This is a genomic window from Brevundimonas sp. (assembly GCF_013912065.1).
Classification (GTDB): domain Bacteria; phylum Pseudomonadota; class Alphaproteobacteria; order Caulobacterales; family Caulobacteraceae; genus Brevundimonas.
In genome coordinates, this window is sequence record NZ_JACESA010000007.1 from 181,044 (window position 1) to 203,719 (window position 22,676).

At 67.0% G+C, this 22,676-nt stretch carries 28 protein-coding genes; 13 read left to right on the top strand and 15 right to left on the bottom strand.

All coding sequences use genetic code 11. The features are described 5' to 3' along the window. Window positions 1–67 precede the first annotated feature (67 nt). Complete coding sequence (locus tag H2037_RS08365; RefSeq protein ID WP_292120242.1) at window positions 68–979, top strand: hypothetical protein; 912 nt, start codon at window positions 68–70, stop codon at window positions 977–979. A gap of 140 nt (window positions 980–1,119) precedes the next feature. Next, window positions 1,120–1,347: a hypothetical protein gene (locus tag H2037_RS08370; protein ID WP_292120245.1), complete on the top strand. Its 228-nt coding sequence runs from the start codon at window positions 1,120–1,122 to the stop codon at window positions 1,345–1,347. Here the strand turns inward: H2037_RS08370 and H2037_RS08375 are convergent. From H2037_RS08375 to H2037_RS08385, 3 genes are read right to left on the bottom strand one after another with little or no spacing between them, the layout of a single operon-like run. Beyond that, window positions 1,344–2,081, bottom strand: a complete 738-nt coding sequence (locus H2037_RS08375; protein ID WP_292120248.1) for a polysaccharide deacetylase family protein — start codon at window positions 2,079–2,081, stop codon at window positions 1,344–1,346. The genes H2037_RS08370 and H2037_RS08375 overlap by 4 nt on opposite strands. A 37-nt stretch (window positions 2,082–2,118) precedes the next feature. Continuing rightward, the gene (gene pncB, locus H2037_RS08380) at window positions 2,119–3,414 is read right to left on the bottom strand and encodes a nicotinate phosphoribosyltransferase (protein WP_292120251.1); all 1,296 of its coding nucleotides are present in this window, start codon (window positions 3,412–3,414) and stop codon (window positions 2,119–2,121) included. Window positions 3,415–3,422: 8 nt separating this feature from the next. Next, window positions 3,423–4,691, bottom strand: a complete 1,269-nt coding sequence (locus H2037_RS08385; RefSeq protein ID WP_292120254.1) for a DNA polymerase IV — start codon at window positions 4,689–4,691, stop codon at window positions 3,423–3,425. 106 nt (window positions 4,692–4,797) lie between these two features. Between H2037_RS08385 and H2037_RS08390 the strand changes: the two genes are divergently transcribed. After that, complete coding sequence (locus tag H2037_RS08390) at window positions 4,798–5,163, top strand: response regulator (protein ID WP_292120317.1); 366 nt, start codon at window positions 4,798–4,800, stop codon at window positions 5,161–5,163. Then, window positions 5,160–6,521, top strand: coding sequence for a PleD family two-component system response regulator (locus H2037_RS08395; protein ID WP_292120257.1), 1,362 nt, complete (start codon window positions 5,160–5,162; stop codon window positions 6,519–6,521). Before H2037_RS08390 ends, H2037_RS08395 begins: the two co-directional genes overlap by 4 nt. An 87-nt stretch (window positions 6,522–6,608) precedes the next feature. Here the strand turns inward: H2037_RS08395 and rpmG are convergent, their stop codons facing one another. Further along, window positions 6,609–6,776 carry a 50S ribosomal protein L33 gene (gene rpmG / locus H2037_RS08400; RefSeq protein ID WP_008262536.1) on the bottom strand — a complete coding sequence of 56 codons (168 nt, stop codon included), beginning with the start codon at window positions 6,774–6,776 and terminating at the stop codon, window positions 6,609–6,611. A 126-nt stretch (window positions 6,777–6,902) separates the two neighbouring features. Between rpmG and H2037_RS08405 the strand changes: the two genes are divergently transcribed. Next, complete coding sequence (locus tag H2037_RS08405) at window positions 6,903–7,469, top strand: hypothetical protein (RefSeq protein ID WP_292120260.1); 567 nt, start codon at window positions 6,903–6,905, stop codon at window positions 7,467–7,469. A 3-nt stretch (window positions 7,470–7,472) separates the two neighbouring features. Here the strand turns inward: H2037_RS08405 and H2037_RS08410 are convergent, their stop codons facing one another. The 4 genes from H2037_RS08410 to H2037_RS08425 all read right to left on the bottom strand — a co-directional run bounded on the left by H2037_RS08410 (window position 7,473) and on the right by H2037_RS08425 (window position 11,338). Further along, a complete protein-coding gene (locus tag H2037_RS08410; protein ID WP_292120264.1) occupies window positions 7,473–8,186 on the bottom strand; it encodes an NUDIX domain-containing protein in 714 nt (237 codons plus the stop codon). A gap of 139 nt (window positions 8,187–8,325) precedes the next feature. Beyond that, window positions 8,326–10,641 (bottom strand): ribonuclease R, encoded by a 2,316-nt coding sequence (gene rnr / locus H2037_RS08415; protein ID WP_292120266.1) that lies wholly within the window; start codon window positions 10,639–10,641, stop codon window positions 8,326–8,328. Window positions 10,642–10,649: 8 nt separating this feature from the next. Further along, the gene (locus H2037_RS08420; RefSeq protein ID WP_292120269.1) at window positions 10,650–11,090 is read right to left on the bottom strand and encodes a type II toxin-antitoxin system VapC family toxin; all 441 of its coding nucleotides are present in this window, start codon (window positions 11,088–11,090) and stop codon (window positions 10,650–10,652) included. Further along, window positions 11,087–11,338, bottom strand: coding sequence for a type II toxin-antitoxin system Phd/YefM family antitoxin (locus H2037_RS08425; protein WP_292120272.1), 252 nt, complete (start codon window positions 11,336–11,338; stop codon window positions 11,087–11,089). Before H2037_RS08425 ends, H2037_RS08420 begins: the two co-directional genes overlap by 4 nt. A gap of 163 nt (window positions 11,339–11,501) precedes the next feature. Between H2037_RS08425 and H2037_RS08430 the strand changes: the two genes are divergently transcribed. Together H2037_RS08430 and H2037_RS08435 are read left to right on the top strand one after the other, a co-directional pair. Beyond that, on the top strand, window positions 11,502–12,902 hold the full coding sequence (locus H2037_RS08430; protein WP_292120274.1) for a cystathionine beta-synthase: 1,401 nt from the start codon (window positions 11,502–11,504) through the stop codon (window positions 12,900–12,902). A gap of 5 nt (window positions 12,903–12,907) precedes the next feature. Continuing rightward, on the top strand, window positions 12,908–14,071 hold the full coding sequence (locus H2037_RS08435) for a cystathionine gamma-synthase (RefSeq protein WP_292120277.1): 1,164 nt from the start codon (window positions 12,908–12,910) through the stop codon (window positions 14,069–14,071). Between the two features lie 2 nt (window positions 14,072–14,073). Here H2037_RS08435 and H2037_RS08440 read toward each other — a convergent pair whose 3' ends face one another. The 4 genes from H2037_RS08440 to H2037_RS08455 form a co-directional block, all read right to left on the bottom strand. Next, on the bottom strand, window positions 14,074–14,328 hold the full coding sequence (locus H2037_RS08440) for a hypothetical protein (protein ID WP_292120279.1): 255 nt from the start codon (window positions 14,326–14,328) through the stop codon (window positions 14,074–14,076). Between the two features lie 91 nt (window positions 14,329–14,419). After that, window positions 14,420–14,632 carry a cold-shock protein gene (locus tag H2037_RS08445; RefSeq protein WP_292120282.1) on the bottom strand — a complete coding sequence of 71 codons (213 nt, stop codon included), beginning with the start codon at window positions 14,630–14,632 and terminating at the stop codon, window positions 14,420–14,422. A 175-nt stretch (window positions 14,633–14,807) separates the two neighbouring features. Further along, entirely contained in the window at window positions 14,808–15,506 is a 699-nt protein-coding gene (locus H2037_RS08450; protein WP_292120285.1) for a TorF family putative porin, read from the bottom strand. A 34-nt stretch (window positions 15,507–15,540) separates the two neighbouring features. Further along, the gene (locus H2037_RS08455; protein WP_292120289.1) at window positions 15,541–16,473 is read right to left on the bottom strand and encodes a nitronate monooxygenase family protein; all 933 of its coding nucleotides are present in this window, start codon (window positions 16,471–16,473) and stop codon (window positions 15,541–15,543) included. A gap of 586 nt (window positions 16,474–17,059) precedes the next feature. Here H2037_RS08455 and queF point away from each other — a divergent pair. After that, on the top strand, window positions 17,060–17,521 hold the full coding sequence (queF, locus tag H2037_RS08460; protein ID WP_292120321.1) for a preQ(1) synthase: 462 nt from the start codon (window positions 17,060–17,062) through the stop codon (window positions 17,519–17,521). Between the two features lie 27 nt (window positions 17,522–17,548). Here queF and H2037_RS08465 read toward each other — a convergent pair whose 3' ends face one another. Beyond that, on the bottom strand, window positions 17,549–17,959 hold the full coding sequence (locus H2037_RS08465; RefSeq protein ID WP_292120291.1) for a BLUF domain-containing protein: 411 nt from the start codon (window positions 17,957–17,959) through the stop codon (window positions 17,549–17,551). A gap of 269 nt (window positions 17,960–18,228) precedes the next feature. Between H2037_RS08465 and H2037_RS08470 the strand changes: the two genes are divergently transcribed. Then, window positions 18,229–19,050: a DUF817 domain-containing protein gene (locus tag H2037_RS08470; RefSeq protein WP_292120324.1), complete on the top strand. Its 822-nt coding sequence runs from the start codon at window positions 18,229–18,231 to the stop codon at window positions 19,048–19,050. On the opposite strand, the gene H2037_RS08475 is transcribed toward H2037_RS08470, so the two are convergent. Next, window positions 19,047–19,640, bottom strand: coding sequence for a nitroreductase (locus H2037_RS08475; protein ID WP_292120294.1), 594 nt, complete (start codon window positions 19,638–19,640; stop codon window positions 19,047–19,049). The genes H2037_RS08470 and H2037_RS08475 overlap by 4 nt on opposite strands. A 45-nt stretch (window positions 19,641–19,685) precedes the next feature. Between H2037_RS08475 and H2037_RS08480 the strand changes: the two genes are divergently transcribed. The 3 genes from H2037_RS08480 (at window position 19,686) to H2037_RS08490 (ending at window position 21,428) form a co-directional block, all read left to right on the top strand. Then, a complete protein-coding gene (locus tag H2037_RS08480) occupies window positions 19,686–20,312 on the top strand; it encodes an NUDIX hydrolase (RefSeq protein WP_292120296.1) in 627 nt (208 codons plus the stop codon). 20 nt (window positions 20,313–20,332) lie between these two features. Beyond that, a complete protein-coding gene (cysE, locus tag H2037_RS08485) occupies window positions 20,333–21,154 on the top strand; it encodes a serine O-acetyltransferase (protein WP_292120298.1) in 822 nt (273 codons plus the stop codon). Window positions 21,155–21,218: 64 nt separating this feature from the next. After that, complete coding sequence (locus H2037_RS08490) at window positions 21,219–21,428, top strand: DUF3126 family protein (protein ID WP_008261149.1); 210 nt, start codon at window positions 21,219–21,221, stop codon at window positions 21,426–21,428. Window positions 21,429–21,495: 67 nt separating this feature from the next. On the opposite strand, the gene H2037_RS08495 is transcribed toward H2037_RS08490, so the two are convergent. Then, the gene (locus H2037_RS08495; protein WP_292120300.1) at window positions 21,496–22,269 is read right to left on the bottom strand and encodes a LytTR family DNA-binding domain-containing protein; all 774 of its coding nucleotides are present in this window, start codon (window positions 22,267–22,269) and stop codon (window positions 21,496–21,498) included. Window positions 22,270–22,378: 109 nt separating this feature from the next. Between H2037_RS08495 and H2037_RS08500 the strand changes: the two genes are divergently transcribed. Further along, window positions 22,379–22,676 (top strand): hypothetical protein (locus tag H2037_RS08500; protein WP_292120301.1); only part of this gene is annotated, 298 nt, incomplete at its 3' end.

A 22,676-nucleotide genomic window follows, 5' to 3' on the forward strand; every position in this document is an offset into this window, starting at 1 on the left:
TTTAGCGCGGCGCAAGGGCGGCGTCACCCATCGGCCGGTCTTAAGTCTTCGCCAATCGGGCCGTGGCATGCTGCGGCCCATGGATCTGCACCTGACCCCCGACGTCGCGGCCTTCCAGGCCGTATTGGCCCGCCTCTCGGTCGAGGACCGCGCCCGCGTCGATGCGGTGCTGGAGCCCGCGGCGATCAAGGCCGCCCAGGTCGCGCCGCATTGGGATTTCGAAATGCCGGCCAAGGCGGTGGACGCCGTTCTGGGCGAAGGCGCATCGGATGAGGTCAGGCGTGGTCTGATCGCGGCCTGGACCCTGCGGCTGCCCGACCGGGTTGCGGCGATGGGCCTGCCGGTCGAGGTCCTGGCTCTCTATCCCTATTGGATCGAACAACTGGCGGACTTCCTGACCAGGGCCGAGGGCGACTACGATTTCGACCACTGGTCCAAGGACGTCCGTTTCTCGCTGGCGCTGAGCGTGCCGGCCGCCAAGAGCCAGGTCATCGATCTCAGCTCGCCGGTCGGTCCGGGGCAGATCGTCAAACATGTGCGCGAAGGTTGGGGCTTTGGCCCGCTGTTCCGCTATCTGGCGGCCGGGGCGAAACGGGCGCCCTGGCTGGAGGTCCATACCGAGAGCCGCTGGCTGCGAGGCTTCAACGAGGACGGCTGGAACGAGGCCTGGGCCACGGCGGCGGAACTCTGTCGATTGCGGCCCGAGCTGGCGGGGATGATCGGCTCCAGCTGGTTCTATGACCCGCCCCTGACCGAGATCAGCCCGCGCCTGGCGCATCTGCGGCTCAATCCGCTGAAGGGCGGCGCCTTCATGGTTCATCAGGGGCCGGGCGAGATCCACACCGAAAGGGCCGGGACAGCCTCGGCCTCCCGCAAGGCGCTGATCGACAGCGGGGAATACACCGCCCGATCCTGGCTGATGATCTGGCCGCGCAAGGAACTGATCGCCTGGGCGGATCGTCGCAAGGCGGCGGGTTGATCGCCTTTGTGATCTCGATGTTCGAGCGCCCGATTATCGCGTAGGATCATCTCGTTTTCCGAAGTCGGAGCGGCGATATGATCACTGTGGCGAAACGGGCAGGCGGGCGTCACCCGCTCCGTATCATCGGTTGGAGCCTGGTGGGTTTGATCTTGCTGGCGCCCCTGGTCGCGATGCAGTTCACGCGCGAGGTCGCCTGGACGGCCTCGGACTTCCTGTTCGCCGGCGTGCTGCTGATCGGCGGCGGGGTTCTGATCGAACTGGCCGTCAGACGGGTGACGAACCGCCTGGTGGCGATCCTGATCTGCGCCGCCGTGGTGTTGAGCGTCCTGTTGATCTGGGCCGACGGCGCGGTCGGCGTCTTCTAGGCCGCCAGCCGCCACGCCGCCGCGACGGGCTGGATATCCAGGTCGGCGGCCTTGGCCAGACGGATCAGTCTGTCGATGTCTTCTGGCCGGCAGCCATAGGGAGTGGGCGCGTCGCCGACGTCGTGGCCGTAGGCGATCAGCCAGCCTTTGGACGCCGCCGTATCCGCCACCAGCTTCTCCAGGTCGTAGCCGGGCAGGCGACGGCTCTCCAGCCCGATGGCCTGGAGCAGATTGCGGTCCGCGCGGCCGCCGTTGATCCCGTCGCGCACGCCGCGTCCGCACAGGAAGCGACCATCGATCACCGACTTGGCCCCCAGGGCGCAGTCGCCGAACGGATAGGCGAAGGTCAGCATCTCGTAGCCGTCCAGCCGTTCGGCCACCCAGGCGGCGTTGCGGGCCAGGCTGGCGTCCAGTTCGGCCGGCGACAGGGTCAGGGTCGAGACGTGATCATAGGTGTGGCAGCCGACCTCGTGCCCGGCTTCGTGCAGGGCTTGCAGGTGTTCGGTCTCGAACTGCGGCAGGTCCAGATTACGCCCGCCCGCCAGGCCGCCGCAGACATAATAGGTGGCCTTGACCCCGTGTTCGGCCAGGACAGGGCCGGCCTCGGTCCAGGCGGACATCGGGATGTCGTCGAACGACAGGCTCAGGATTCCACGCGCCGGCTGGACCGTCTCGGCGCGGACATCGAGATAGCGGCCGGCGCGGCGGCGCATCTTGTCGAGAAAGGCGTTCATCGCGTTCTTGTGACGCAGATGGGCTTAAGGCCGGGTTTCACACCATGACGGGCTGGGCCGTCAGACCGCGCACGCCGAAGACGCGGCGATAGCGTTCCACCTCGGCCGGATCGCCGACGGCCTTTTCCGGATTATCCGACAGTTTGACGGCGGGCCGCCCCCCGGCCTCGACCACCTTGCAGACCAGGGAGATGGGCTCCAACTCCGGCGCCGGGGCGGGGGAACAGTCGCGGAAGTCGTTGGTCAGATTGGTGCCCCAGCCGAAGCTGAGACGGGCGCGACCGTGGAAATGGGCGTGGGTCGCCTCGATGCCGTCGATGTCCAGGCCGTCCGAGAAGATCAGCCGCTTTTCCTTCGGATCGCGACCGCGTTCACGCCACCAGTCGATCAGCCGTTCGCCGGCCGGGATGGGCGGGGCCGAGTCGGGCCTGAAACCCGTCCAGTCGGCGACCCAGTCGGGGGCCTGATCCAGGAAGGCCTCGGTGCCGAAGGCGTCGGGCAGGACGATCAGCAGATTGCCGGCATAGTGGCGGCGCCATTCGTCCAGCACCGTATAGGGCGTCCGGGCCAGGGTCGCGTCGTCGGGCGCCAGGGCGGCCAGAACCATGGGCAACTCATGGCCGTTGGTGCCGATCGCCTCCAGATCATTCTCCATGGCGTGCAGGACATTGGAGGTGCCGATGAAGGCGTCCCCCAGCCCTTCCTTCAGCGCCTGGATGCACCAGCGTTGCCACAAGAAGCCGTGTCGACGGCGGGTGCCGAAGTCGGACAGGGCCAGGTCGGGCAGACGCCGCAGTCGCTCGACCTTGGACCACAGCCGGGTCTTGGCGCGCGAATAGAGGACATCCAGCTCGAACCGGCCCAGGCGGCGCAGACCGGCGCGGCACCTCAGCTCGTTCATGATGGCCAGGGCCGGGATTTCCCACAGGGTGACGTCGGCCCAGGCGCCGGAGAAGGTCAGGACGTACTGGCCATCCTGCACAGACAGGTCGTAGTCGGGCAGGCGGTAGTCGGTCAGCCAGGCGATGAAGTCGGGCGAGAAGATCTGTTTGACGCCATAGAAGCTGTTGCCCGCCAGCCAGACCAGTTCCTTGTTGGTGAAGCGCAGGCTGCGGGCGTGGTCCAGTTGCTCGCGCAGGATGGCGACGTCGATCTCGTCGGCGAGGCGGACGGACTTGGTGCGGTTGATGACCTGGAAGGTCACCGGCACGTCCCGATGCTCGCGCCAGATCATCTGCAGCATCAGCAGCTTGTAGAAGTCGGTGTCCAGAAGGCTGCGGACGATCGGGTCCAGGCGAAAGCCGTGGTCGTAGGCGCGTTTAGCGAGATCCATGGGACTTCTTAGGTTTTCAACGCCCGTCCCGCCACCACGGCGTTCTTGCCGAACTTTTCGCGCAGGGCGTCGATAGCCCGTTCGGTTTTTAACACGCGGGTTTCATTGGTCTGGAATAGGCCGGCGGGGGCGTCTTCGGCGTCCTGGACGTCGGCCATGCCGATGCCGATCAGTCGGTAGGGCGGGCCCAGTTCGGGTTTAAGCAGATCGCGGCCCGCGGCGAACAGGGCGCGGGCGGTCTGGACCGGTTCGGCCAGGCTGACGCGGCGGGTCACGATCTTGAAGTCGGTGCGGCGCAGTTTCAGCACCAGGACACGGCTGGCGACGCCGTCGCGCCGGGCCTTGGACGCCAGCTTCTCGCACAGGGGCCAGAGTTCGGCCTCCAGCGCCTCGGCCGTGGTCAGGTCTTCGTTGAAAGTGGTCTCGGCGCTCATTCCCTTGCGGTCGCGTTCGGGGTTCACGGCGCGGGCGTCGCGAGCATGGGAGAGGTCGTGCAGACGCAGGCCCGATTCGCCGTAGCGCTTGACCAGGTCGCGGACGTCGGCGCGGGCCAGATCGCCGATGGCAGCGTAACCGTCGCTGCGTAGCGCCTTGCCGAACACCGGGCCGACGCCCGGCAGGGCGGTGACGGGACGCGGGGCCAACAGAGCCTGGGCGTTTGCGGCGCCGACGACGGAAAACCCGCGCGGCTTGTCCATCTCGGACGCCATCTTGGCCAGAAAGCGATTGGGGGCTAGTCCGATGGAGACGGTCAGGCCGGTCTCGTCCTCGATCTGTTTCTGGAAACGGATCAGCTGCAGGGCGGGCGGGCCGCCGTTCAGCCGTTCGGTGCCCGACAGATCGACCCAGGCCTCGTCCAGCGACAAAGGCTGGATCAGCGGCGTCAACCGGCCCAGGGCGCCGAGGATGCGTTCGGATTCGAAGACGTATTTGGCGAAGTCGGGCTTGATGACCACGGCCTCGGGACAGGCCTTAAGCGCCTTGAACATCGGCATGGCGCTGCCGACGCCATACTGGCGCGCCACATAGCAGGCAGTGGAGACCACGCCCCGCTTGCCGCCGCCGACGATGACCGGCCGGTCGCGCAATTCCGGCCGGTCGCGCTTCTCGACCGAGGCGTAGAAGGCGTCGCAATCCATGTGAGCGATGGAAAGCTGATCCAGTTCGGGATCCGCGACGATGCGGCGTGATCCGCACGACGGACAGCGGCGGTCTGGCGGCCCGGCGGGGTCTGCGCCGGTCCACAGGCAGTCGCGACAGACGGCCTTTATGGCCACGCTTAAGGTCTCCGTAACCTTGGCTTCACCCCAACTTAAGACTGGGCGTCCAATATTCCACCCTACGAGGCGTCCCGTTTTCGACGGACGCACAGGTCAGGTGATGATGTCCAAGAAAGTCCTCATCGTCGAGGATAACGAGCTGAACATGAAGCTTTTTCATGATCTGCTCGATTCTCAGGGTTACGAGACGCTGCAGACCCGTGAGGGGCTGCAGGCGCTGGCCCTGGCGCGCGCGCATCACCCCGACCTGATCCTCATGGATATTCAGCTACCCGAGATTTCCGGCCTTGAAGTCACCAAGTGGCTGAAGGACGACGAGGAACTGAGCCATATTCCCGTCATCGCCGTGACCGCCTTCGCCATGAAGGGTGACGAGGAGCGTATCCGCCAGGGCGGGTGCGAGGCCTATATCTCCAAACCGATCTCGGTCATGCACTTCCTCGACACGATCCGGCAGCACCTGGGATGAGCGCGCGGATTCTCGTCGTCGACGATGTGGACGTGAATGTTCGTCTGCTCGAGGCCAAGCTGACGATCGAATATTACGACGTTCTGACCTGCAGCAACGGCGCGACCGCCCTGACGCTTGCGGCTGAGCACCAGCCGGACCTGATCCTGCTCGACGTCATGATGCCCGGCATGGACGGGTTCGAGACCTGTCGCCTGCTGAAGGCGCGGGCGGAGACGCGGCATATTCCGGTGGTGCTGGTGACGGCGCTGGACGGACGCGAGGATCGTATTCGTGGACTGGAAGCGGGGGCCGACGACTTCCTGACCAAGCCCATCGACGACGTGGTCCTGTTCGCCCGCGTCAAGTCGCTGACGCGGCTGAAACAGGTGATGGACGAACTGCGCGAGCGCGAGGAAAGCAGCCGGCGCATGGGGGTGGAAGGCGAGGGCGCCGCGCGGCTGCGCAGCGAGGGCGGCCGCGTGCTGATCGTCGACGACGACGCCGGTCAGGCCCAGAAGATCGTCGCGGAACTGGGTCGCGAGCACCGCGTCGCCATCGAGACGGACCTCGAGGCGGCGATGACCGCAGCCAAGGGGCCGCTGGATCTGATCATCGTCAATGTGGCGGCCCAGAGTTTCGACGGGTTGAGGGTCGTGGCCATGGCCAAGTCGGGCGACGCGCGTCGCGCCCCGATCCTGGCCGTCGTCGAGCCGGCCGAGCGGCCGCGCATGGTCAAGGCGCTGGAGCTGGGCGCCACCGACATCCTGCCGCGCCCGATCGACCCGGAAGAACTATCGGCGCGGGTCCGCACCCAGATTCGCCGCAAGCGTTACACCGACTTCCTGCGCCAGAAGCTGGACAGCAGCCTGGAGATGGCCGTCACCGACGCCCTGACTGGCCTGCATAACCGCCGCTACATGACCGGGCAGCTGCAGGCCCTCGTCGGCCGCGCCGCGCATGGCGGGTCGTCGGTGGCCCTGCTGGTGCTGGACATCGACCATTTCAAGTTGGTCAACGACGGCTTCGGCCATGACGCCGGCGACGAGGTGCTGGCTGAATTCGCCGTTCGCCTGGCCACCAACGTCCGCGCCGTGGATCTGCCGTGCCGGATGGGCGGGGAGGAATTCGTCGTGGTGATGCCGGGCGCCAGTCTGGAAGACGCCCAGATGGTGGCGGAGCGGATTCGCCGGGACGTGGCCTCGGCGCCCTTCCGGGTCATGGGCGGCAAGGAGCAGCTGACCATCACCATCTCGATCGGGGTCGCCGCCACCACCGGCGAGGGCGACACGCCCGAAAGCCTGCTGAAGCGAGCCGACGAAGGGGTCTACGAGGCCAAGGCCAGCGGCCGGAACAAGGTCGTCGCCAGGGCGGCCTGAGGCGGTACTCACACCTGACGCCAGACAAGCAGAAACGCCCGGCTGACGACCAGCCGGGCGTTTCGTATTCGTCAGCCGATCAAGTGGTTACTTGATCTTGCCTTCCTTGAAGTCGACGTGCTTGCGCACGACCGGGTCGTACTTCTTGACGACCATCTTCTCGGTCATGGTGCGGGCGTTCTTCTTGGTGACATAGAAGAAGCCGGTGTCGGCCGTGGAGTTCAGGCGGATCTTGATGGAAGCCGGTTTGGCCATCGGAATTACCTCTGCGACGGCGAAAGCCGCTTAAAATAAGAGGCGCGGAACATACTCAGCCGCGCTCCAAAGTCAACGGGCGCGATGTCACCTTGATGCGGTGCGGCGCATATATAGTCTGGGCGTATGAAAATCGCATCCTTGCTGGCCGCAGCGGCCCTGGCTTCCTTGTCGTCCGCCGGCGCAGCGGCTGCGGCCCCGGCTCGGGAGCAGGACGTGTTCCTTGCGCGGTTGAACGCCCTCTGCGGCCAGCGATTCGAAGGCCGGGTCGTCACGACCGACGCCGCCGACGCCCGGTTCGCCAGCGAGCGGCTGATCATGCACGTCCGCGACTGTTCGCCGGACGAGGTTCGGATCCCCTTCGCAGTAGGCGAGGACCGGTCGCGGACCTGGGTGGTGACCAGGACAGACGCAGGCCTGCGGCTGAAGCATGATCACCGGCATGAGGACGGCACGACCGACGTGTTGCACTGGTACGGGGGCGATACGACGAGCGGCGGCACGGCCGAACGGCAGGACTTCCCGGTCGACGCCGAATCGATCGCCCTGTTCAACGCCAACGACGCGGCGGTCTCGACCACCAATGTCTGGGCGATGGAGGTCCATCCGGATCGGATGTTCGCCTATGAACTGCGCCGACCGAACCGGCATTTCCGCGTCGAGTTCGACCTGACCAAGCCGGTCGCCGAATAGGGTTCAGTCCCTGTGGTCCACGACATGTCGGCCGCGCACCATCCGCACGAAGGGCAGGGGACGGTCGGGGTGTTCAAACCGCTCGGCCAGTTCTCCCAGGACGAACCGGGTGATGGCGGGTAGGTCCAGCGTGCGGGCCTCGTCCAGCGGCAGCCAGGCGATCTCATCCAGTTCGCCCGAACCGGCGGTCGGTTCCGGCGTCAGCAGGGCCTCGGCCGAAGCCATGAAGAAACGGGCGTCGAACCGGCGGGTACGCCCGGGCGGGGTGATGGCGCGGGCGATGTAGGACAGAGCCGCCAGATCGGGCAGGGCGCCCGCCTGCCGATAGTCGCGCCACGGCCCGGCGACGCTGGCCGACGGCGCAGGCCGCCCCAGGATCAGGCCGGTCTCCTCAAAGGTCTCACGCACCGCCGTCAGGGCCAGGGCGCGGGCGCGGTTGCCGGGAACCTCGGCCTCCAGCCGTCGCGCGACGTCTGAGGCCAGCGCACCGGTCGAGGCGGCGTTAAAGTCGGCCCGGTCGATGCGCCCGCCGGGAAAAACCCATTTCGACGCCATGAATACATGGCCGGGCGCCCGCCGCCCCATCAGCACCTCAGGCCGCGCCTCGCCCCGCGTCAGGATCAAGGTCGCCGCATCCTTGGGCCGCTGGGCGCCGCCGATGCGCGGGGCGTCGGCGAGGTCCTGTGCGGCGTCGAACGGTGGCGCTCGGTCTTTCATTCCGCTCATCCCGGCGAAAGCCGGGACCCAGACCTTTGGGCGATAGGCGCCGAGGGTGACGCCTGGGCTTCCATCCCGATTTTCGGTGCGAACGAAAGCACTGGGTCACGGCTTTCGCCGGGATGAGCGGAAATAGAGGTCACTTCCGCTTGCCCTTCCGCACGCCCTTCAGTCCGCCCGACGGCTTGGGGCCGTTGCGAGGCTTGGGACCTCCCGGCCGCCCCTTGCCGCGCATCGGCGGGCCGTCGCCGCCGCGTCCGCGTATTCCATAGCGGGGCGCCGGGGCGCTGGGATCGCGCGGTTCGGGTTCGCTGAGCATTTCGAACACCAGGCCGCCGGTGACGGGCGTGGCCTCCATCAGCTTGACCTCGACCTTGCGGCCCAGGGTGAACCGCTTGCCGGTGCGTTCGCCCACCAGGGCGTGGGCGCGGTCGTCGTGGGCGAAATATTCGCTGCCCAGGGTCGAGACGGGGACCAGGCCGTCGGCGCCGGTCTCGTCCAGGCGGATGAACAGGCCGAACCGGGTCACGCCGGTGATGCGGCCGGTGAAGGTCGCCCCGACCCGGTCCTCAAGGAAGGCGGCGATATAGCGGTCCATGGCGTCGCGCTCGGCGGCCATGGAGCGGCGCTCGGTCATGGTAACGCCCTCGGCGATGGCCGGCAGTTCGGCGATCTCGCGGTCCGTCAGTCCGTCCTTGCCGAAGCCCAGAGCCCGGATCAGTCCGCGGTGGACGATCAGGTCGGAATAGCGCCGGATCGGCGAGGTGAAGTGGGCGTACCGATCCAGGTTCAGACCGAAGTGGCCGACATTGTCCGGCGAATAGATGGCCTGCATCTGGGTGCGCAGAACCACCTCGTTGACCACGTCGGCGTATTCGCCGTCGCGCGTCTCGTCGAGCAGCTTGTTGAACCGTTTGGTCGTGCCCGGCTCGCCCTTGTTCCACGGCTTGCCGATGGTGGACAGGAAGTCGGCCAGGTTGAAGATCTTCTCCTGGCTGGGGGCGTCGTGGACGCGATAGATCAGCGGCGTCTTCTTCTGCTCCAGCGTCTCGGCGGCGCAGACATTGGCCTGGATCATCATCTCCTCGATCAGCCGGTGCGCCTCCAGCGAGGCGCGCTTCTCGATCGAGGCGATGCCGCCATCCGGGGCCATGCGAATCCGCCGCTCGGCCGATTCGATCTGCAGCGGGCTACGCTTCAGCCGACCCTTCAGCATGGCGCGATAGGCGTTCCACAGCGGATAAAGGATGGCCTCCATGATCGGGCCGGTCGCGTCGTCAGTTTGCCCATCGATGGCGGACTGCGCCTGTTCGTAGCTGAGCTTGGCGTGGGACCGCATCAGGCCGCGCACGAACTTATGGCCTGTCTTTCGGCCGTCCTTGTCGAACACCATGCGCACGGCCAGGCAGGCGCGGTTCTCGCCCTCCTTCAGGCTGCACAGGCCGTTGGACAGCACCTCCGGCAGCATCGGCTCGACGCGGTCGGGGAAATAGGTGGAGTTGCCCTTGTCGCGCGCCTCGCGGTCCAGATGGGTTCCGGGGCGGACATAGGCGGCCACGTCGGCGATGGCGACCCAGACGATCCAACCGCCTTCGTTCTTGGGGTCGTCGTCGCGGGCGGCATAGACGGCGTCGTCGTGGTCGCGCGCATCGGCGGGGTCGATGGTGATGAAGGGCACCTCGCGCAGGTCCTCGCGGCCCTTCAGCGTCGGCAGGGCCTGATCCTCGGCCTCGCGCTCGACGGCCTCGGAGAAGCCGGTCGGCACCCCGTGGGCGTGGATGGCGATCAGGGAGGCGGCGCGGGGATCATCCTCCTTGCCGATATGTTCCAGGATCTTGCCGCGCTTGGGGCCGAACCGCTGCTCGCCCTTTTCGATGGCGGCCAGGACCAGGTCGCCGTCACGCAGGTCGCCGGATTGTGCCTGGGGCACCAGCAGCACGTCCTTGGACCGGCGATCGACCGGCTCGACGCGGGTCTCGCGCGCGGACTTGCGGATCACGCCCAGGACACGGTTGGTCCCGGCGTCCAGCCTCTTGATCAGTCGGGCCTCCCAGCCGTCGTCCCCGCGCTGGAACTTGACCAGCAGGCGGTCGCCCAGGCCGGGGGCGGGGCCTGGTTTGCCCTTGTCGGGCATCAGCAGGGCACGCGGCGCGTCGGCGCTGGCTTCGACCAGACGGACATACAGTTCGCCGTCGCCGTCGCGCTCGATCACATCGGCCACGCCCACGGGGGGCAGGGCGCCGGCTTCGGAAAAGCCCTTGCGGCCGCGTTTGCCCAGCTTTCCTTCTTCTTCAAGCTCGCGGATCATTTCGCGCAGGGCCCGGCGGTCGCCGCCCTTCAGGCCGAAGTGACGGGCGATATCGGTCTTCTCGGCCGATCCGGCCTCGCGCAGGAAGGCGAGGAGGGTGTCTTTGTCAGGCAGACCGGCGGGCGGCCTCTGGGTAGATTTGGTCATTATGTCTTTCAGACTGCCGAAGACTCGGCAGGATTGATACAGGGCAGGCCGACCGCTTGGGCGGCGGCCGCCAGATTGTTGTCGAGCGTGATCAGCCGCGCCTCGATGCGGCGGCAGATCGCGATGTGAAGCGCGTCCGGCGCGCGCAGTTTCAGATCGAACTGACGGACCAGAGCAGTCGCCTCTCGGACGTCGTCGCTCTCGACTTCGATCGGCGTCGTCGTCGCGTCGATCCAGTCGTCCAGGTCGTGCAGGACGGCGTCAGCGTCCTTGACCGTCAGTTTGCGCATCCGCACCAGACGCGAGACGGCGGATGACACTTCTGCGACGACGAAGTCGCTGATCTGAAGTGTACGCTCACCGTCGGCCATGAAGACGATCACGGCTTCGCTGTGTGGTTCGGCCATCAGATAGGGCACCACGACGCTGGCGTCGAAGTAGTCGATCACTCGGCAGGCTCTTCATACATGCCGTTGATCAGCTCGACCGAAGTCATGTCCAGAGGCGGGCGCGACAGGCGGCGGTCGGCGATCTCCAGCAGCTTGGCCTTACGCTCGTCCGGCGTCAGGGTCGGCAGTGAACGAATCTCGGCGACCGGCTTGCCGTGGCGGGTGATGATGACCTTCTCGCCTTCGATGGCCTTGTCGAGCAATCGAGGCAGGCTGTTCTTGGCTTCCGCGACGCTGTAGGCGGCCATGATTGATCTCCGAATATGGCCATAAATATAGCCATTCTTGCGCTCTGTCGCCAGTCATGCCCCTGAGCCGCGTCGGGAACCGTCGGCGCCGGTCAAATCTTGCATGAGTTGACCGAGAGAGGCCGGGGCTTCAGCTTCCGGCCAACCGCGAATGGAGTCTTCGATGTCGCTACACGCCCCCGCCCTGAGCGCGACCGTCCGGTCGCCGCTGGATCTGATCGGCAAGACGCCGATGGTGGAGGTGACGAAGATCGACACCGGCAAGTGCCGGCTGCTGCTCAAGCTGGAGTCCCAGAACCCCGGCGGCTCGATCAAGGACCGGATCGCGGTCGAGATGCTGGATGCGGCCGAGAAGGAAGGCTGGCTGAAGGAAGGCGGAACCATCGTCGAGGCGACAGCAGGCAATACCGGCCTGGCCCTGACTCTGGTCGGCCGGGCGCGGGGCTATAAGGTGCTGCTGGTCATTCCGGACAAGATGTCGAAGGAAAAGATCCAGCATCTCAGGGCCATGGGCGCCGATGTTCGCCTGACCCGTTCGGACGTGCCGCACGGGCATCCGGAATATTACACCGACATGGCCGAGCGTCTGTCTCAGGCCATTCCCGGCGCCTATTACGTCAATCAGTTCGCCAACCACTCGAACGCCGACGCTCATGTGAAGACCACGGGTCCCGAGATCTGGGAGCAGACGGGCGGCGACATCGACGCCTTCGTTGCGGGCATCGGCTCGGGCGGGACGATCACCGGCGTGGCGCGCTACCTGAAGAGTATGGGCTCGAAGGCCCAGATCATCTTGGCCGATCCGGTCGGATCGACCCTGGCGGGCATCGTCAACGACGGCGTGCCGGGGCCGGACGGCAGCTATACCGTCGAGGGCATCGGCCAGAACTTCGTGCCCGATACGGCGGACATGAGTCTGATCGACAAGGCCTATTCGATCCCCGACGCCGAGGCGATCGCCACGGCGCGCGAACTGCTGCTGAAGGAAGGCATTCTGGCCGGCTCTTCGTCGGGCACCCTGATCGCCACGGCCCTGCGCTGGTGCCGCGAGCAGACCGAGGCCAGGACCTGCGTCACCTTCGTCTGCGACACGGGGGCGAAGTATCTGTCCAAGGTTTATAACGACGCCTGGCTGGCCGATCAGGGCTTGGGCGAGCGGGAGATCCACGGCGACCTGTCGGACCTGATCAACCGCAAGTACGAGAAGGGCGACGTGGTTGTCGCCGGGCCGGGCGACACCCTGGACACCGCCTTCAAGCGGATGAAGGGCGCCGACGTGTCACAGCTGCCGATCATCGAGGACGGACGCCTGGTGGGCATTCTGGACGAGAGCGACCTGATCCATGTGATGAACACCGACGAGATCACCCGCCAGGAACGGTTCGCCAAACCCGTCGCCTCGGCCATGACCCGCCACCTGGACACGGTTCAGGTCAATGAGCCGCTGGACGCCCTGATCCCCCTGTTCGACCGCGACCGGGTGGCGATCGTGCTGGACGGCGAGACCTTCGTCGGTCTGATCACCCGCACCGACCTGATCAATCATCTCAGCCTGAACCGGTAGAGCCCATGGCCGACAACAAGAACAGCCAGGGTTTCTCGACCCGCGCCATCCACGCCGGCCAGAGGCCCGACCCGACGACTGGGGCGGTGATGACGCCGATCTACGCCACCTCGACCTATGCCCAGGAGAGCCCGGGCGTGAACAAGGGGTATGAGTATGCGCGGGGCAAGAACCCGACGCGCGAGGCGTTCGAGGCCTGCGTCGCCGATCTGGAGGGCGGGACCCACGGGTTCGGCTTCGCCTCGGGCATGGCGGCGACCTCGACGGCGCTGGAGCTGCTGGACGCCGGCGACCATGTGGTGACCGGCGACGACCTGTACGGCGGGTCGTGGCGGCTGTTCGAGCGGGTGCGGCGTCGTTCGATGGGGCTGGACTTCGCCTATGTTGACCTGAGCGATCTGGCGGCGGTCGAGGCGGCGATCACGCCCAAGACCCGGATGCTGTGGGTCGAGACACCGACCAATCCGATGATGAAGCTGGCCGACATCGCCGCCCTGTCGAAGCTGGCCAAGGCGCGGGGCCTGCTGCTGATCGTCGACAACACCTTCGCCACCCCCTTCTGCCAGCAGCCGCTGAGCCTAGGGGCTGACGTGGTCATGCACTCGGCGACCAAGTATCTGAACGGCCATTCGGACATCATCGGCGGGGTGCTGGTCACCGGCGACGCCGACCTGGCGAGCCGGATCAAGTTCCTGCAGAACTCGGTCGGCGGAGTGATGGGGCCGTTCGACGCCTTCCTGGCCAACCGGGGGCTGAAGACCCTGGCGCTGAGGATGAAGGCGCACTGCGAGAACGCCCTTGCGGTGGCGCGGTGGCTGGAGACGCGGGCGGGGGTGGCCAAGGTCATCTATCCCGGCCTGATCGCCCATCCGCAGCATGCGCTGGCGGCGCAACAGATGCATGGCGGCTACGGCGGCATGGTGACGGTGGTGCTGGACGGCGACCTGGAGCGCACCAAACGGGTGCTGGAGCGGGTGCAGGTCTTTACGCTGGCGGAGTCGCTGGGCGGGGTCGAGAGCCTGGTGAACCACCCGGCCATCATGACCCACGCGAGCGTGCCCAAGGAGGTCCGCGAGGCCGGGGGCGTCACCGACAGCCTGATCCGGCTGTCGGTCGGGGTCGAGGACGTCGAGGATCTGATCGCCGATCTGGATCAGGCGATCGGCTGATCTCAGCCCGGCAGGGCGGTCTGGTGGCCGGTGACGGGGGGGAGCTTCTTCTTGGGGGCGGCGCGCTTGACCGGGGCCTTGGCGGGCTTGGGCAGGGCGGCGCGGCGGGCCAGTTCGTCGTCGATGACCGGCAGGATGTCGCTGGCGGCCATCACCTGGGTCGAGGCGCCGTGTTCGACCAGACGCGCGGCGTTGGCGCGCAGGGTGGCGAGGTCGGCGTCGGTCATCGAGGGGATCATGTCGGCGAGCGGGGTCATGCGGGCGGTCCTGTACGGGAAGTGGCATAGGAGCCGACGCGCGAGGCGTCGGCCCTTCTGCAGAAAGAGCGAAGTTGGGCCGAAGCCCGAGCTATTCCGCGGCGGTCAGGCGACCGGCGGATTCCTTGCCGGAGCGCTGGTCGCGTTCGACTTCGTAGCCGACCTTCTGGCCTTCGTTCAGCGAGCCGAGGCTCGAGGTTTCGACGGCCGAGGCGTGGACGAAGACGTCCTTGCCGCCGTCATCGGGGGCGATGAAGCCGTAGCCCTTGGTGGGGTTGTACCATTTAACAGTGCCGGTAGCCATTTGGAGACCTCCGTCTGGCGTTGACCGCAGGGAGGGATCCCTGGACGGCCTGTCGGGTCTGAATGGGATCGGCGTTTGGACCTCGGTGCGTCATGCAAAGGGAGCAGCGGCGTTACGCAGAGAGATCGACGCCTTTCATGTGGGGACTGCCCGGCGTCTGCGCAAGGGGCGGGGATCAGAAGGCGTAGGCGAGGCGGGCCACGACGGCGTCCTCGTACTCTTCTCCGAACGCCGCGGCGTCGGTGTCGTGGTAGCGCAGGTCGAGGTCGAGAGCGTCAGTGAGGGCGTAGGTCACCCCCGCGTTCCAGCCGGTGTAGTCGGGGCCGCCGTCCTGTTCGCGGCGGCCGAGCGCGGCGGAGCCGTCGAGGCGGGGCGTGAAGGCCCAACCGATCTCGGCCTCGACCCAGACGTAGGATTGGGCCGGGCCGGGGGCGTCGGGGGCGTACTGGACCAGCAGGGCGGCCTGGGCGGGACCGATCGCCCGGCCGACCTCGGCGCTCAACTCCACACCGTCGGCGTCATAGCCGGCGTCGACGTCCAGGCGGCGCTTGTAGGCCAGGCTGAGGTCGAAGGCGTAGCCATAGGCCTCGGGCCGATAGCCGACGATCCAGTCGGTCTCGATGTTCGAACCGCCCGCCTGGATGGTCTGGAAGCCCGGCGAGACGTAGATCAGGCCGCTGTCGCTCTCCCAGGCGGCATAGGCGGAGACATAGGCGTCATTGCCCGACTTGGACGCGCCCTTGGAGCGGTTGTCCGTCCCGGCCTCGACCTCGAAACCCCAGACGCCGCCGGGACCAGCAGCCCGGGCCGGGGCGGGAGTGACGGCGGTCAGGGCAAGGAGGGCGCAGGCGGCGAGCGAGGGTATGCGGATCATGCGGGCTCCAACGCGCGGAATGCGCGAAGGAGCCTTAGACGGTTGCGACCTTGGCTGAAAACTGTTCCGTGGCCTGAGCGAACTCTTGTCGCAGGCGAGCGACCAGTTCGGCGACGGGCAGGACGTCGTGAATGGCGCCCGCACCCTGGCCGGCGGACCAGACGGTCTTCCAGGCCTTGGCCTCGTCGCCCATGTCCAGCTTGTGCTCAGGCAGGTGTTTCGGATCGATTCCGTTGTCAATCAACGACTTGGTCATGAAGTTGGCGGGGATGCCGGACACCGCCGGGGTGTGGACGATGTCGGTCGAGCCGCTGTCGATCACCATCTGCTTGTAGGCGGGGTCGGCCAGGGCCTCGGTCGTGTTGATGAAGCGGGTGCCCATATAGGCGAAGTCGGCGCCCAGCATCAGGGCGGCCGCCACGTCCTGGCCGGTGGACAGGGCGCCGGACAGGATGATGGTCCCGTCGAAGAAGCTGCGGACCTCGTTGACCAGGGCGAAGGGGTTGATGATCCCCGCATGGCCGCCGGCGCCGTTGGCGACCAGGATCAGACCGTCGACGCCCGCCTCGGCCGCCTTGCGGGCATGACGGATGTTGGCGATGTCGTGGAAGACCACGCCGCCGTAGCCGTGGACCGCATCGACCACGTCGCGCACGGCGCCGAGCGAGGTGATGATCAGCGGCACCTTCTCCTCGACCGAGACCATCATGTCGGCCATCAGCCGGGGATTGGTCGGGTGGACGATGTGGTTGACGCCGAAGGCGGCGGCCTGGGGAGTCAGCCGGCCCTTGATCTCTTGAATCCAGTCCCGATAGCCCTCGGTCGTGCGCTGGTTCAGCGACGGGAAGGTGCCGATGACGCCGGCGTTGCAGGCCTCGACCACCAGATCCGGGCCGGACACCAGGAACATCGGCGAAGCGATCACCGGAAGGGTGAGGCCTTTTTGCAGCGAAGCGGAAATGGCCACGGGCGTCTCCTAGAGTTTCGTTTCGCTACGCTTAGCGGGCTGTCGCGGGGGAAGGCAATCGGGGAGATTTCAGACCCGGCGGCGAAAAAACAGGGTCTGAATAGTCTGAATCGGGGACGGCGGAATTGCACTTGCACAGGCGAAAACGAGTGCAATGTGCAATGGAGTGCAATTTCGATGTCGAAATTGGACGGCTAAAAAACAGTCCAACGAGTCCAAGTGAGTCCAACATCCACGCCCTCCCTTTCGAAGCGGATGATTATAGGGGCGTTTTCGGGGGCGGTGGTCGATTGTCGGTCGGGCGGTCAGGGCGTTGAACGGGCGAGAAAAAATCTCGGGAATTAGGAGGGCTGGCCTCCTTCCGTCCCTTCTCCCGGGGGAGAGGGCGGCCTGCGGGGCCGGTGAGGAACCGGCGGCGGGCCAACGGGCGCCCTCGTAACCTTCACCCTTTGGCTGCTTCGCGCCGCCCTTCGGGTCGCGCAAAAGACGATTGCTCCGCTCGTGCGCTCAAGCCCTCTCCCGACGGGAGAGGGAAGGGCGGTCCGAGAGGATTTTCTTATTCGCCGCGAACGCCTAAATGGCGCGTATGACCCACTACACCGAAGGCCTCAGCCAGCTGGGCGCCCAGACGGCCGCCCCGACCAGCCCCGAGACCGCCGTGCTGGAGCGGGTGCCGAACCCCCATGCCGATACGCTTTACCTGGCCCGGTTCACGGCGCCCGAGTTCACCAGCCTTTGCCCGGTGACGGGCCAGCCCGACTTCGCCCATATCGTCATCGACTATGCGCCGGGCGACTGGCTGGTCGAAAGCAAGAGCCTGAAACTGTACCTGACCAGTTTCCGCAACCACGGCGCCTTCCACGAGGACTGCACGGTGGCCATCGGCAGGAAGCTGGCGGACCTGTTGCAGCCGAAATGGCTGCGGATCGGCGGATACTGGTACCCGCGCGGGGGAATCCCGATCGACGTCTTCTGGCAGACGGGCGTGGCGCCGGAGGGGCTGTGGCTGCCGGATCAGGGCGTGCCGACGTATCGCGGGCGGGGGTAAGACCAGCGCCCGCCGCCCTACGAGGTCCTAGACCGCCTGTTGCTGAACCAATGCGAGCATCCGGTCGGCGGCCTCCTGGGGGGCGGTGGAGGAGAGGTGGATGATCTGGTCCATCTCGGTCTTATGGTCGGGCGAAATTCGGGCGGCGACCATGGTCCACTGGCCGAACTGGCGGTGGTCGGCCGTGTTTCGACACAGGATCTGAATGTCGCGATGCCGGCCATCGCGCTGCAGCCGGTCCAGGGTTCGGTTCAGGTCCTGCTGGGCGCCTTCCAGCACCTGAAGAAAGCGGCCGCCATTGACGAGAAGGGCGCCGGTCAGGTCGTCGCGCCGATTGTTCCGGTCGGAAGTGGCCAGGATGTCAGCGAGTGAGATAAGCGCGGGATCAGGGTTTGTGGACTCGCTGATATAGATCACGCGCTCTAGTGCCAGATTCATTTACGCCCTCTAGATAGTCCCCAAAAAGCGTCCCTGAACGGCAAAGGTTCCTCTGTTGGTTTTTGGACACTAGGCGGCGCGCGAGAGCGCGAACCTGTCGCGAACTCGCCTTCAGCCATCACGCGGCGGATGGATTTCGCCTTCGGCGCCGCTGGGTTCCGGGTCTACGCTGCGCTTCGCCCGGAATGACGAAAGGGAAATGCGTGAACGAGGAAGTTTCGGGGGCCTCCAGCCGCCTTCCGCTCGAAGCCTGGGGCCGTCGTCTTCTCGTGCGGGCCGAGGTCTGGGCTGACGCGGCAAGACCGCGTCGCTACGCCTACGAATTCCTCTGGTTCGGGTTGAAACAGGGGTGGGCGTGTCTGTTCGGGGGGCTGATGCTGGCGCTGATCCTCGGCACTTGGCTGATCTGGCGCGAGGATGCAGTCGTGTCGCGTTACGATTTCCTGGTCGTGGGCGCTGTGCTGATCCAGGCGGCGATGCTGGCGCTGAAGCTGGAGACCTGGGAGGAAGCGCGGGTGATCTTCCTGTTCCATGTGGCGGGGACGATCATGGAGCTGTTCAAGACGGCGCACGGGTCCTGGGTCTATCCGGAGGACAGTCTGCTGCGGATCGGCGCCGTGCCGCTGTTCTCGGGCTTCATGTATGCGGCGGTGGGCAGTTATATCGCGCGGGTGCAGCGGATCTTCCATATCCGGGTGCGGGCCTATCCGCCGCTGTGGACGACCTGGCTTCTGGCGGCGGCCATATACGTCAACTTCTTCGCCCACCACTGGCTGCCGGACGTGCGGATCGCCCTGTTCGCGGCGACGGTGCTGCTGTTCGGGCGGGGCTGGTTCTATTTCACCGCGGACCGGAGGCGGCGGTCGATGCCGTTGCTGCTGGGGTTCGGGCTGGTGGCCCTGTTCATCTGGTTCGCCGAGAACCTGGGCACCCTGGGCCGGGCCTGGTCCTACCCGGGGCAGGCGGGGGAGTGGGAGATGGTGTCGCTGAGCAAGCTGGGGGCCTGGTTCCTGCTGATGATCATCTCGGTGGTGCTGGTGTCGCTGGTGCACCGGCCGGAGGCGGAGCCCGCGCAGACCAGGGCAGGCTAGGGCAGGCGCGTGACCTTGGTCGCCATGTCCGGACGGGGGCGTTCCAGGGCGGGCTCGCTGAGGGTTCCGATATGGATGAAGCCGGCGACGGCCTCGTCCTCGGTCAGGCCGAACAGGGCCGCTGCCTGGGGGTCGTAGCTGTACCAGTCGGTGATCCAGCTGGACGAATAGCCGAAGGCGCCGGCCGCGTGCTCCAGGTTCATGCAGACCGCGCCGGCCGAGAGCTGTTGCTCCCAGATCGGCTTGGCGTCCGGGACGGGGGTCGAGACGACCAGGATGGTGACGGGGGCGGCGGTCAGCTTGGCCAGGACGGCCTGGTCCTTGGCCGGCTTGTCGCGAAGCTCGGCCAGGACGGCCAGCTTCTCGGCGATCGCGGCGCGGGTGGTCGGGCCCAGGACGACGAACCGCCAGGGGAACAGCTTGCCGTGGTCGGGGGTGCGCGCGCCCAGGGTCAGGATCTGGTCCAGTTCGGCCTCGGTCGGGCCGGGGCCGGTCAGGGCCTGGGCCGGGGCGGAGCGGCGCATGGCCAGACGGTCGCGCAGTTCCTGGGACGGGACGGGCGCGGGCAGGGGGGCGTTGAGCTCGGTCATGCGGTCTAGCTAGGCTTTCGACGGGGCATCCGCCATATCTGGGGCATGAGCAATTCCGACGAACCGAAATGGGCCGCCGGCCTGGTCAAGCCGCCGGCCTGGCGCGGCGAGACGGAGGAGACGGTGTTCGAGAACCCCTGGATGCGGCTGAGCCGGCACCGGGTGATCGCGCCGACGGGCAATCCGGCCGACTATACTGTGATGCGGCCCAAGTCCGTCGCCACCGGGGTGCTGCCGATCCATGACGACGGGACGGTGGTCCTGGTGGGCCAGCAGAGGTTCGCACTGGCCAACTATTCGTGGGAAATGCCCGAAGGCGGCGCGCCCCTGGATGAGGACCCGTTCGACGGGGTCCGGCGCGAACTGGCCGAGGAGGCGGGGCTGGCGGCGGCGTCATGGGCGCCGGCCCTGACGATGGAGCTGTCGAACTCGATCACGACCGAACTGGCCCACACCTGGATCGCCTGGGATCTTAGCCCCGTGCCGGTGGCGCCGGACCCGACCGAGGTGATCGCGGTGGCGCGGGTTCCGTTCGGCGATCTTCTGGACGAGATCGGCCGGGGCACGGTGAAGGACGCGATGACGGTGGCGACGGCCTACAAGGCCTATCATATGGCGCGGAACGGCGAACTGCCCGAGGCGCTGGCGCAGGCCATGCGGGGGCGGGTATGATGTCGCCAAAGGAGCCCGGCATGGCCAAGCTTGAAGTCGTCGCGGAAACCGACAGTATCTGGCGCCAATTGCGCGCCTCGGCCGAGGCCGCCTCGCGCGAGGAGCCCCAGCTGGGCTCGCAGATGAACGCGGTGATCCTGTCGCACGACGACCTGGCCGGCGCGCTCAGCTTCCAGATCGCGCGCAAGCTGGCCGACGGGGAAATGAGCGCCATGTCGGTGCGCGAGGTCTGTCTGTCGGCCTTCATTGCCGATCCGGCCATGGTCGCGGCGGCCGAGGCGGATCTGCAGGCGGTGGCCGAGCGGGATCCGGCGATCCGCAACCTGCTGCAGCCCTTCCTGTATTTCAAAGGCTTCCAGGCGCTTCAGGCCTGGCGCGTGGCCCATTGGCTGTGGGGGCAGGGGCGCGAGACCCTGGCCTTCCACTTCCAGAGCCGGATCTCCGAACTGTTCCAGCTGGACATCCACCCGGCGGCGCGGCTGGGCAAGGGGCTGTTCCTCGACCACGGCACCGGCATCGTCATCGGCGAGACGGCGGTGGTGGGGGACGACGTCTCGATGTTGCACAACGTCACCCTGGGCGGCACGGGGGCCGAACGCGGCGACCGCCACCCCAAGATCGGCAAGGGCGTCCTGCTGGGCGCCGGAGCCAAGGTGCTGGGCAATATCCACGTCGGCGACTACGCCAAGGTGGCCTCGGGCTCGGTGGTGCTGAAGGACGTGCCGTCGGGCTGCACCGTGGCGGGCGTGCCGGCGCGGCTGGTCAACTGCCCGACCGGGGCCGAGCCGGCGCGGACCATGGACCATACGCTGGCGGACGTGGTGTACGACTTCGTGATCTGACGGGTTCCCCTCAAGGCCCGATGTCTCTAGGGTCCGCGGCCAATCCAAGACTATGAGGCCACCCGTGAAAGACACCGACCTGAAGCGTATCGAGGCTCACCTCAAGCGCACCTTCAACACCGGCGGCATCATCGTGAAGGCCCGGCCCAAGCAGAACGACTCGGCCGAAGTCTATGTCGGCGACGAGTTCATCGGCATCGTCTTCGAGGACGAGGACGAAGAGGGTTCGTTCATGTTCGAAATGGCGATCCTGGCCGAAGACCTGCCGGAATAAGATTTTGTCCCAGGCGTGATCGCCCGGCCTCGACCGGGCGATCACGTCACGACGGCGGGTGGAGCTTTTAGAGCCAGCCCGCCTCTTTCAGCGCGGGGCCATGGGTCCGGCTGACCGGCGCCGTCAGGCCGCCGACAAGGCGCACCTCGCCCGCGCCGCGCCGCCAGCGCACCGCCTCCACCGCATCGGCCGCCACCCACCACGAGCGATGGATGCGCCATCCGTGCGCCCGCGCCAGTTCGTCCAGCGCGTCGGCGAACCGCAGGGCGATCAGTTCCGCGCCCGCATCGGTGTGGACCCTCAGATAATGGTCGTGCGCCTCGATGGCGATCAGCCGGGCGCCGCGCCGTCTGGCCGAAAGCCTACGCCGGAACGCCGTCTCGGCCTCGGGCAGGGGCGGGACGACGAGAGTGCGGGTCTCGACGCGGACGGGCAGGCGGCGCCACACCAGGGCGCGGACCGCCATGGCCGCCAGCATGATGGGCCAGACCTGCCAGAGCAGCGGAAGATAGATCGACCAGCGATGCTCTGAGAACATCAGGTGCTGGGTCACGACGACGAACAGCGTCACCAGCGGCGTGGCGAGGGCCGAGGTCGCGAAAACGCGTCTCCACAGGATGGGCAGGCGCCGGCCCAGGCCTTCGTCCACCGCGACCGCGATCAGTCCGCCGCCCAGCATGCAGATCATCCAGTAGGCATAGCGGGCCGCGATGGGCGTATCGTCCGAGTCGAAGGGGCCGAGAAACCCGAGCAGCAGCCCCATGACGGCGAGCATGACGGCGTCGACGGCCCAGCGCCGCGCCGTCGTCGCCCCGGTGATGGTCTTGCCCCTGTGACCCATGCCGTCCCCGTTCGCGCACCCACGGCGCCGTTCGCGAAGTCGGGCCTAGCGAGCCGCCGTCCGACCGGCAATGGCGTTTGCCGAGACCCCACCCCTGATCGGACAACCCATGACGCAATCCTGGCTCGCCGCCGCCCTGACCCTGATCCTCTCCGTCGCCGCCTTTCCCGCGACAGCCCAGGCGCCGGGAGCCGACGTCGAGGCGCGGCCCGATCCGACTGTGCTCTGTCATGTCGGCGTCTATCGGCTGGACGACGGGAGCTGGGTGGATGTCGCGCCGCTGCCGGACGAGGGGCTACGGTGGCGTCGACTGGACGGGTCCACGGCCAGGATGGTTCTGGACGCCCAGGGTTATTGGATCAGCACACTCGGTTTCACGGCTCGCATCGAAGGTCCGCAGCCGCAGC

What these genes read in the sequence shown, in the direction of transcription:
- H2037_RS08405 (WP_292120260.1), top strand. Translation starts at nt 6,903, where the DNA reads ATGAAAATCGCATCCTTGCTGGCCGCAGCGGCCCTGGCTTCCTTGTCG.
- H2037_RS08390 (WP_292120317.1), top strand. Translation starts at nt 4,798, where the DNA reads ATGTCCAAGAAAGTCCTCATCGTCGAGGATAACGAGCTGAACATGAAG.
- H2037_RS08475 (WP_292120294.1), bottom strand. Translation starts at nt 19,640, where the DNA reads ATGACCGAGCTCAACGCCCCCCTGCCCGCGCCCGTCCCGTCCCAGGAA.
- H2037_RS08495 (WP_292120300.1), bottom strand. Translation starts at nt 22,269, where the DNA reads ATGGGTCACAGGGGCAAGACCATCACCGGGGCGACGACGGCGCGGCGC.
- pncB (WP_292120251.1), bottom strand. Translation starts at nt 3,414, where the DNA reads ATGGATCTCGCTAAACGCGCCTACGACCACGGCTTTCGCCTGGACCCG.
- H2037_RS08445 (WP_292120282.1), bottom strand. Translation starts at nt 14,632, where the DNA reads ATGGCTACCGGCACTGTTAAATGGTACAACCCCACCAAGGGCTACGGC.
- H2037_RS08430 (WP_292120274.1), top strand. Translation starts at nt 11,502, where the DNA reads ATGTCGCTACACGCCCCCGCCCTGAGCGCGACCGTCCGGTCGCCGCTG.
- rnr (WP_292120266.1), bottom strand. Translation starts at nt 10,641, where the DNA reads ATGACCAAATCTACCCAGAGGCCGCCCGCCGGTCTGCCTGACAAAGAC.
- H2037_RS08425 (WP_292120272.1), bottom strand. Translation starts at nt 11,338, where the DNA reads ATGGCCGCCTACAGCGTCGCGGAAGCCAAGAACAGCCTGCCTCGATTG.
- H2037_RS08410 (WP_292120264.1), bottom strand. Translation starts at nt 8,186, where the DNA reads ATGAAAGACCGAGCGCCACCGTTCGACGCCGCACAGGACCTCGCCGAC.
- rpmG (WP_008262536.1), bottom strand. Translation starts at nt 6,776, where the DNA reads ATGGCCAAACCGGCTTCCATCAAGATCCGCCTGAACTCCACGGCCGAC.
- H2037_RS08465 (WP_292120291.1), bottom strand. Translation starts at nt 17,959, where the DNA reads ATGAATCTGGCACTAGAGCGCGTGATCTATATCAGCGAGTCCACAAAC.
- cysE (WP_292120298.1), top strand. Translation starts at nt 20,333, where the DNA reads ATGGCCAAGCTTGAAGTCGTCGCGGAAACCGACAGTATCTGGCGCCAA.
- H2037_RS08480 (WP_292120296.1), top strand. Translation starts at nt 19,686, where the DNA reads ATGAGCAATTCCGACGAACCGAAATGGGCCGCCGGCCTGGTCAAGCCG.
- H2037_RS08375 (WP_292120248.1), bottom strand. Translation starts at nt 2,081, where the DNA reads ATGAACGCCTTTCTCGACAAGATGCGCCGCCGCGCCGGCCGCTATCTC.
- H2037_RS08395 (WP_292120257.1), top strand. Translation starts at nt 5,160, where the DNA reads ATGAGCGCGCGGATTCTCGTCGTCGACGATGTGGACGTGAATGTTCGT.
- H2037_RS08365 (WP_292120242.1), top strand. Translation starts at nt 68, where the DNA reads ATGCTGCGGCCCATGGATCTGCACCTGACCCCCGACGTCGCGGCCTTC.
- H2037_RS08450 (WP_292120285.1), bottom strand. Translation starts at nt 15,506, where the DNA reads ATGATCCGCATACCCTCGCTCGCCGCCTGCGCCCTCCTTGCCCTGACC.
- H2037_RS08440 (WP_292120279.1), bottom strand. Translation starts at nt 14,328, where the DNA reads ATGACCCCGCTCGCCGACATGATCCCCTCGATGACCGACGCCGACCTC.
- H2037_RS08435 (WP_292120277.1), top strand. Translation starts at nt 12,908, where the DNA reads ATGGCCGACAACAAGAACAGCCAGGGTTTCTCGACCCGCGCCATCCAC.
- queF (WP_292120321.1), top strand. Translation starts at nt 17,060, where the DNA reads ATGACCCACTACACCGAAGGCCTCAGCCAGCTGGGCGCCCAGACGGCC.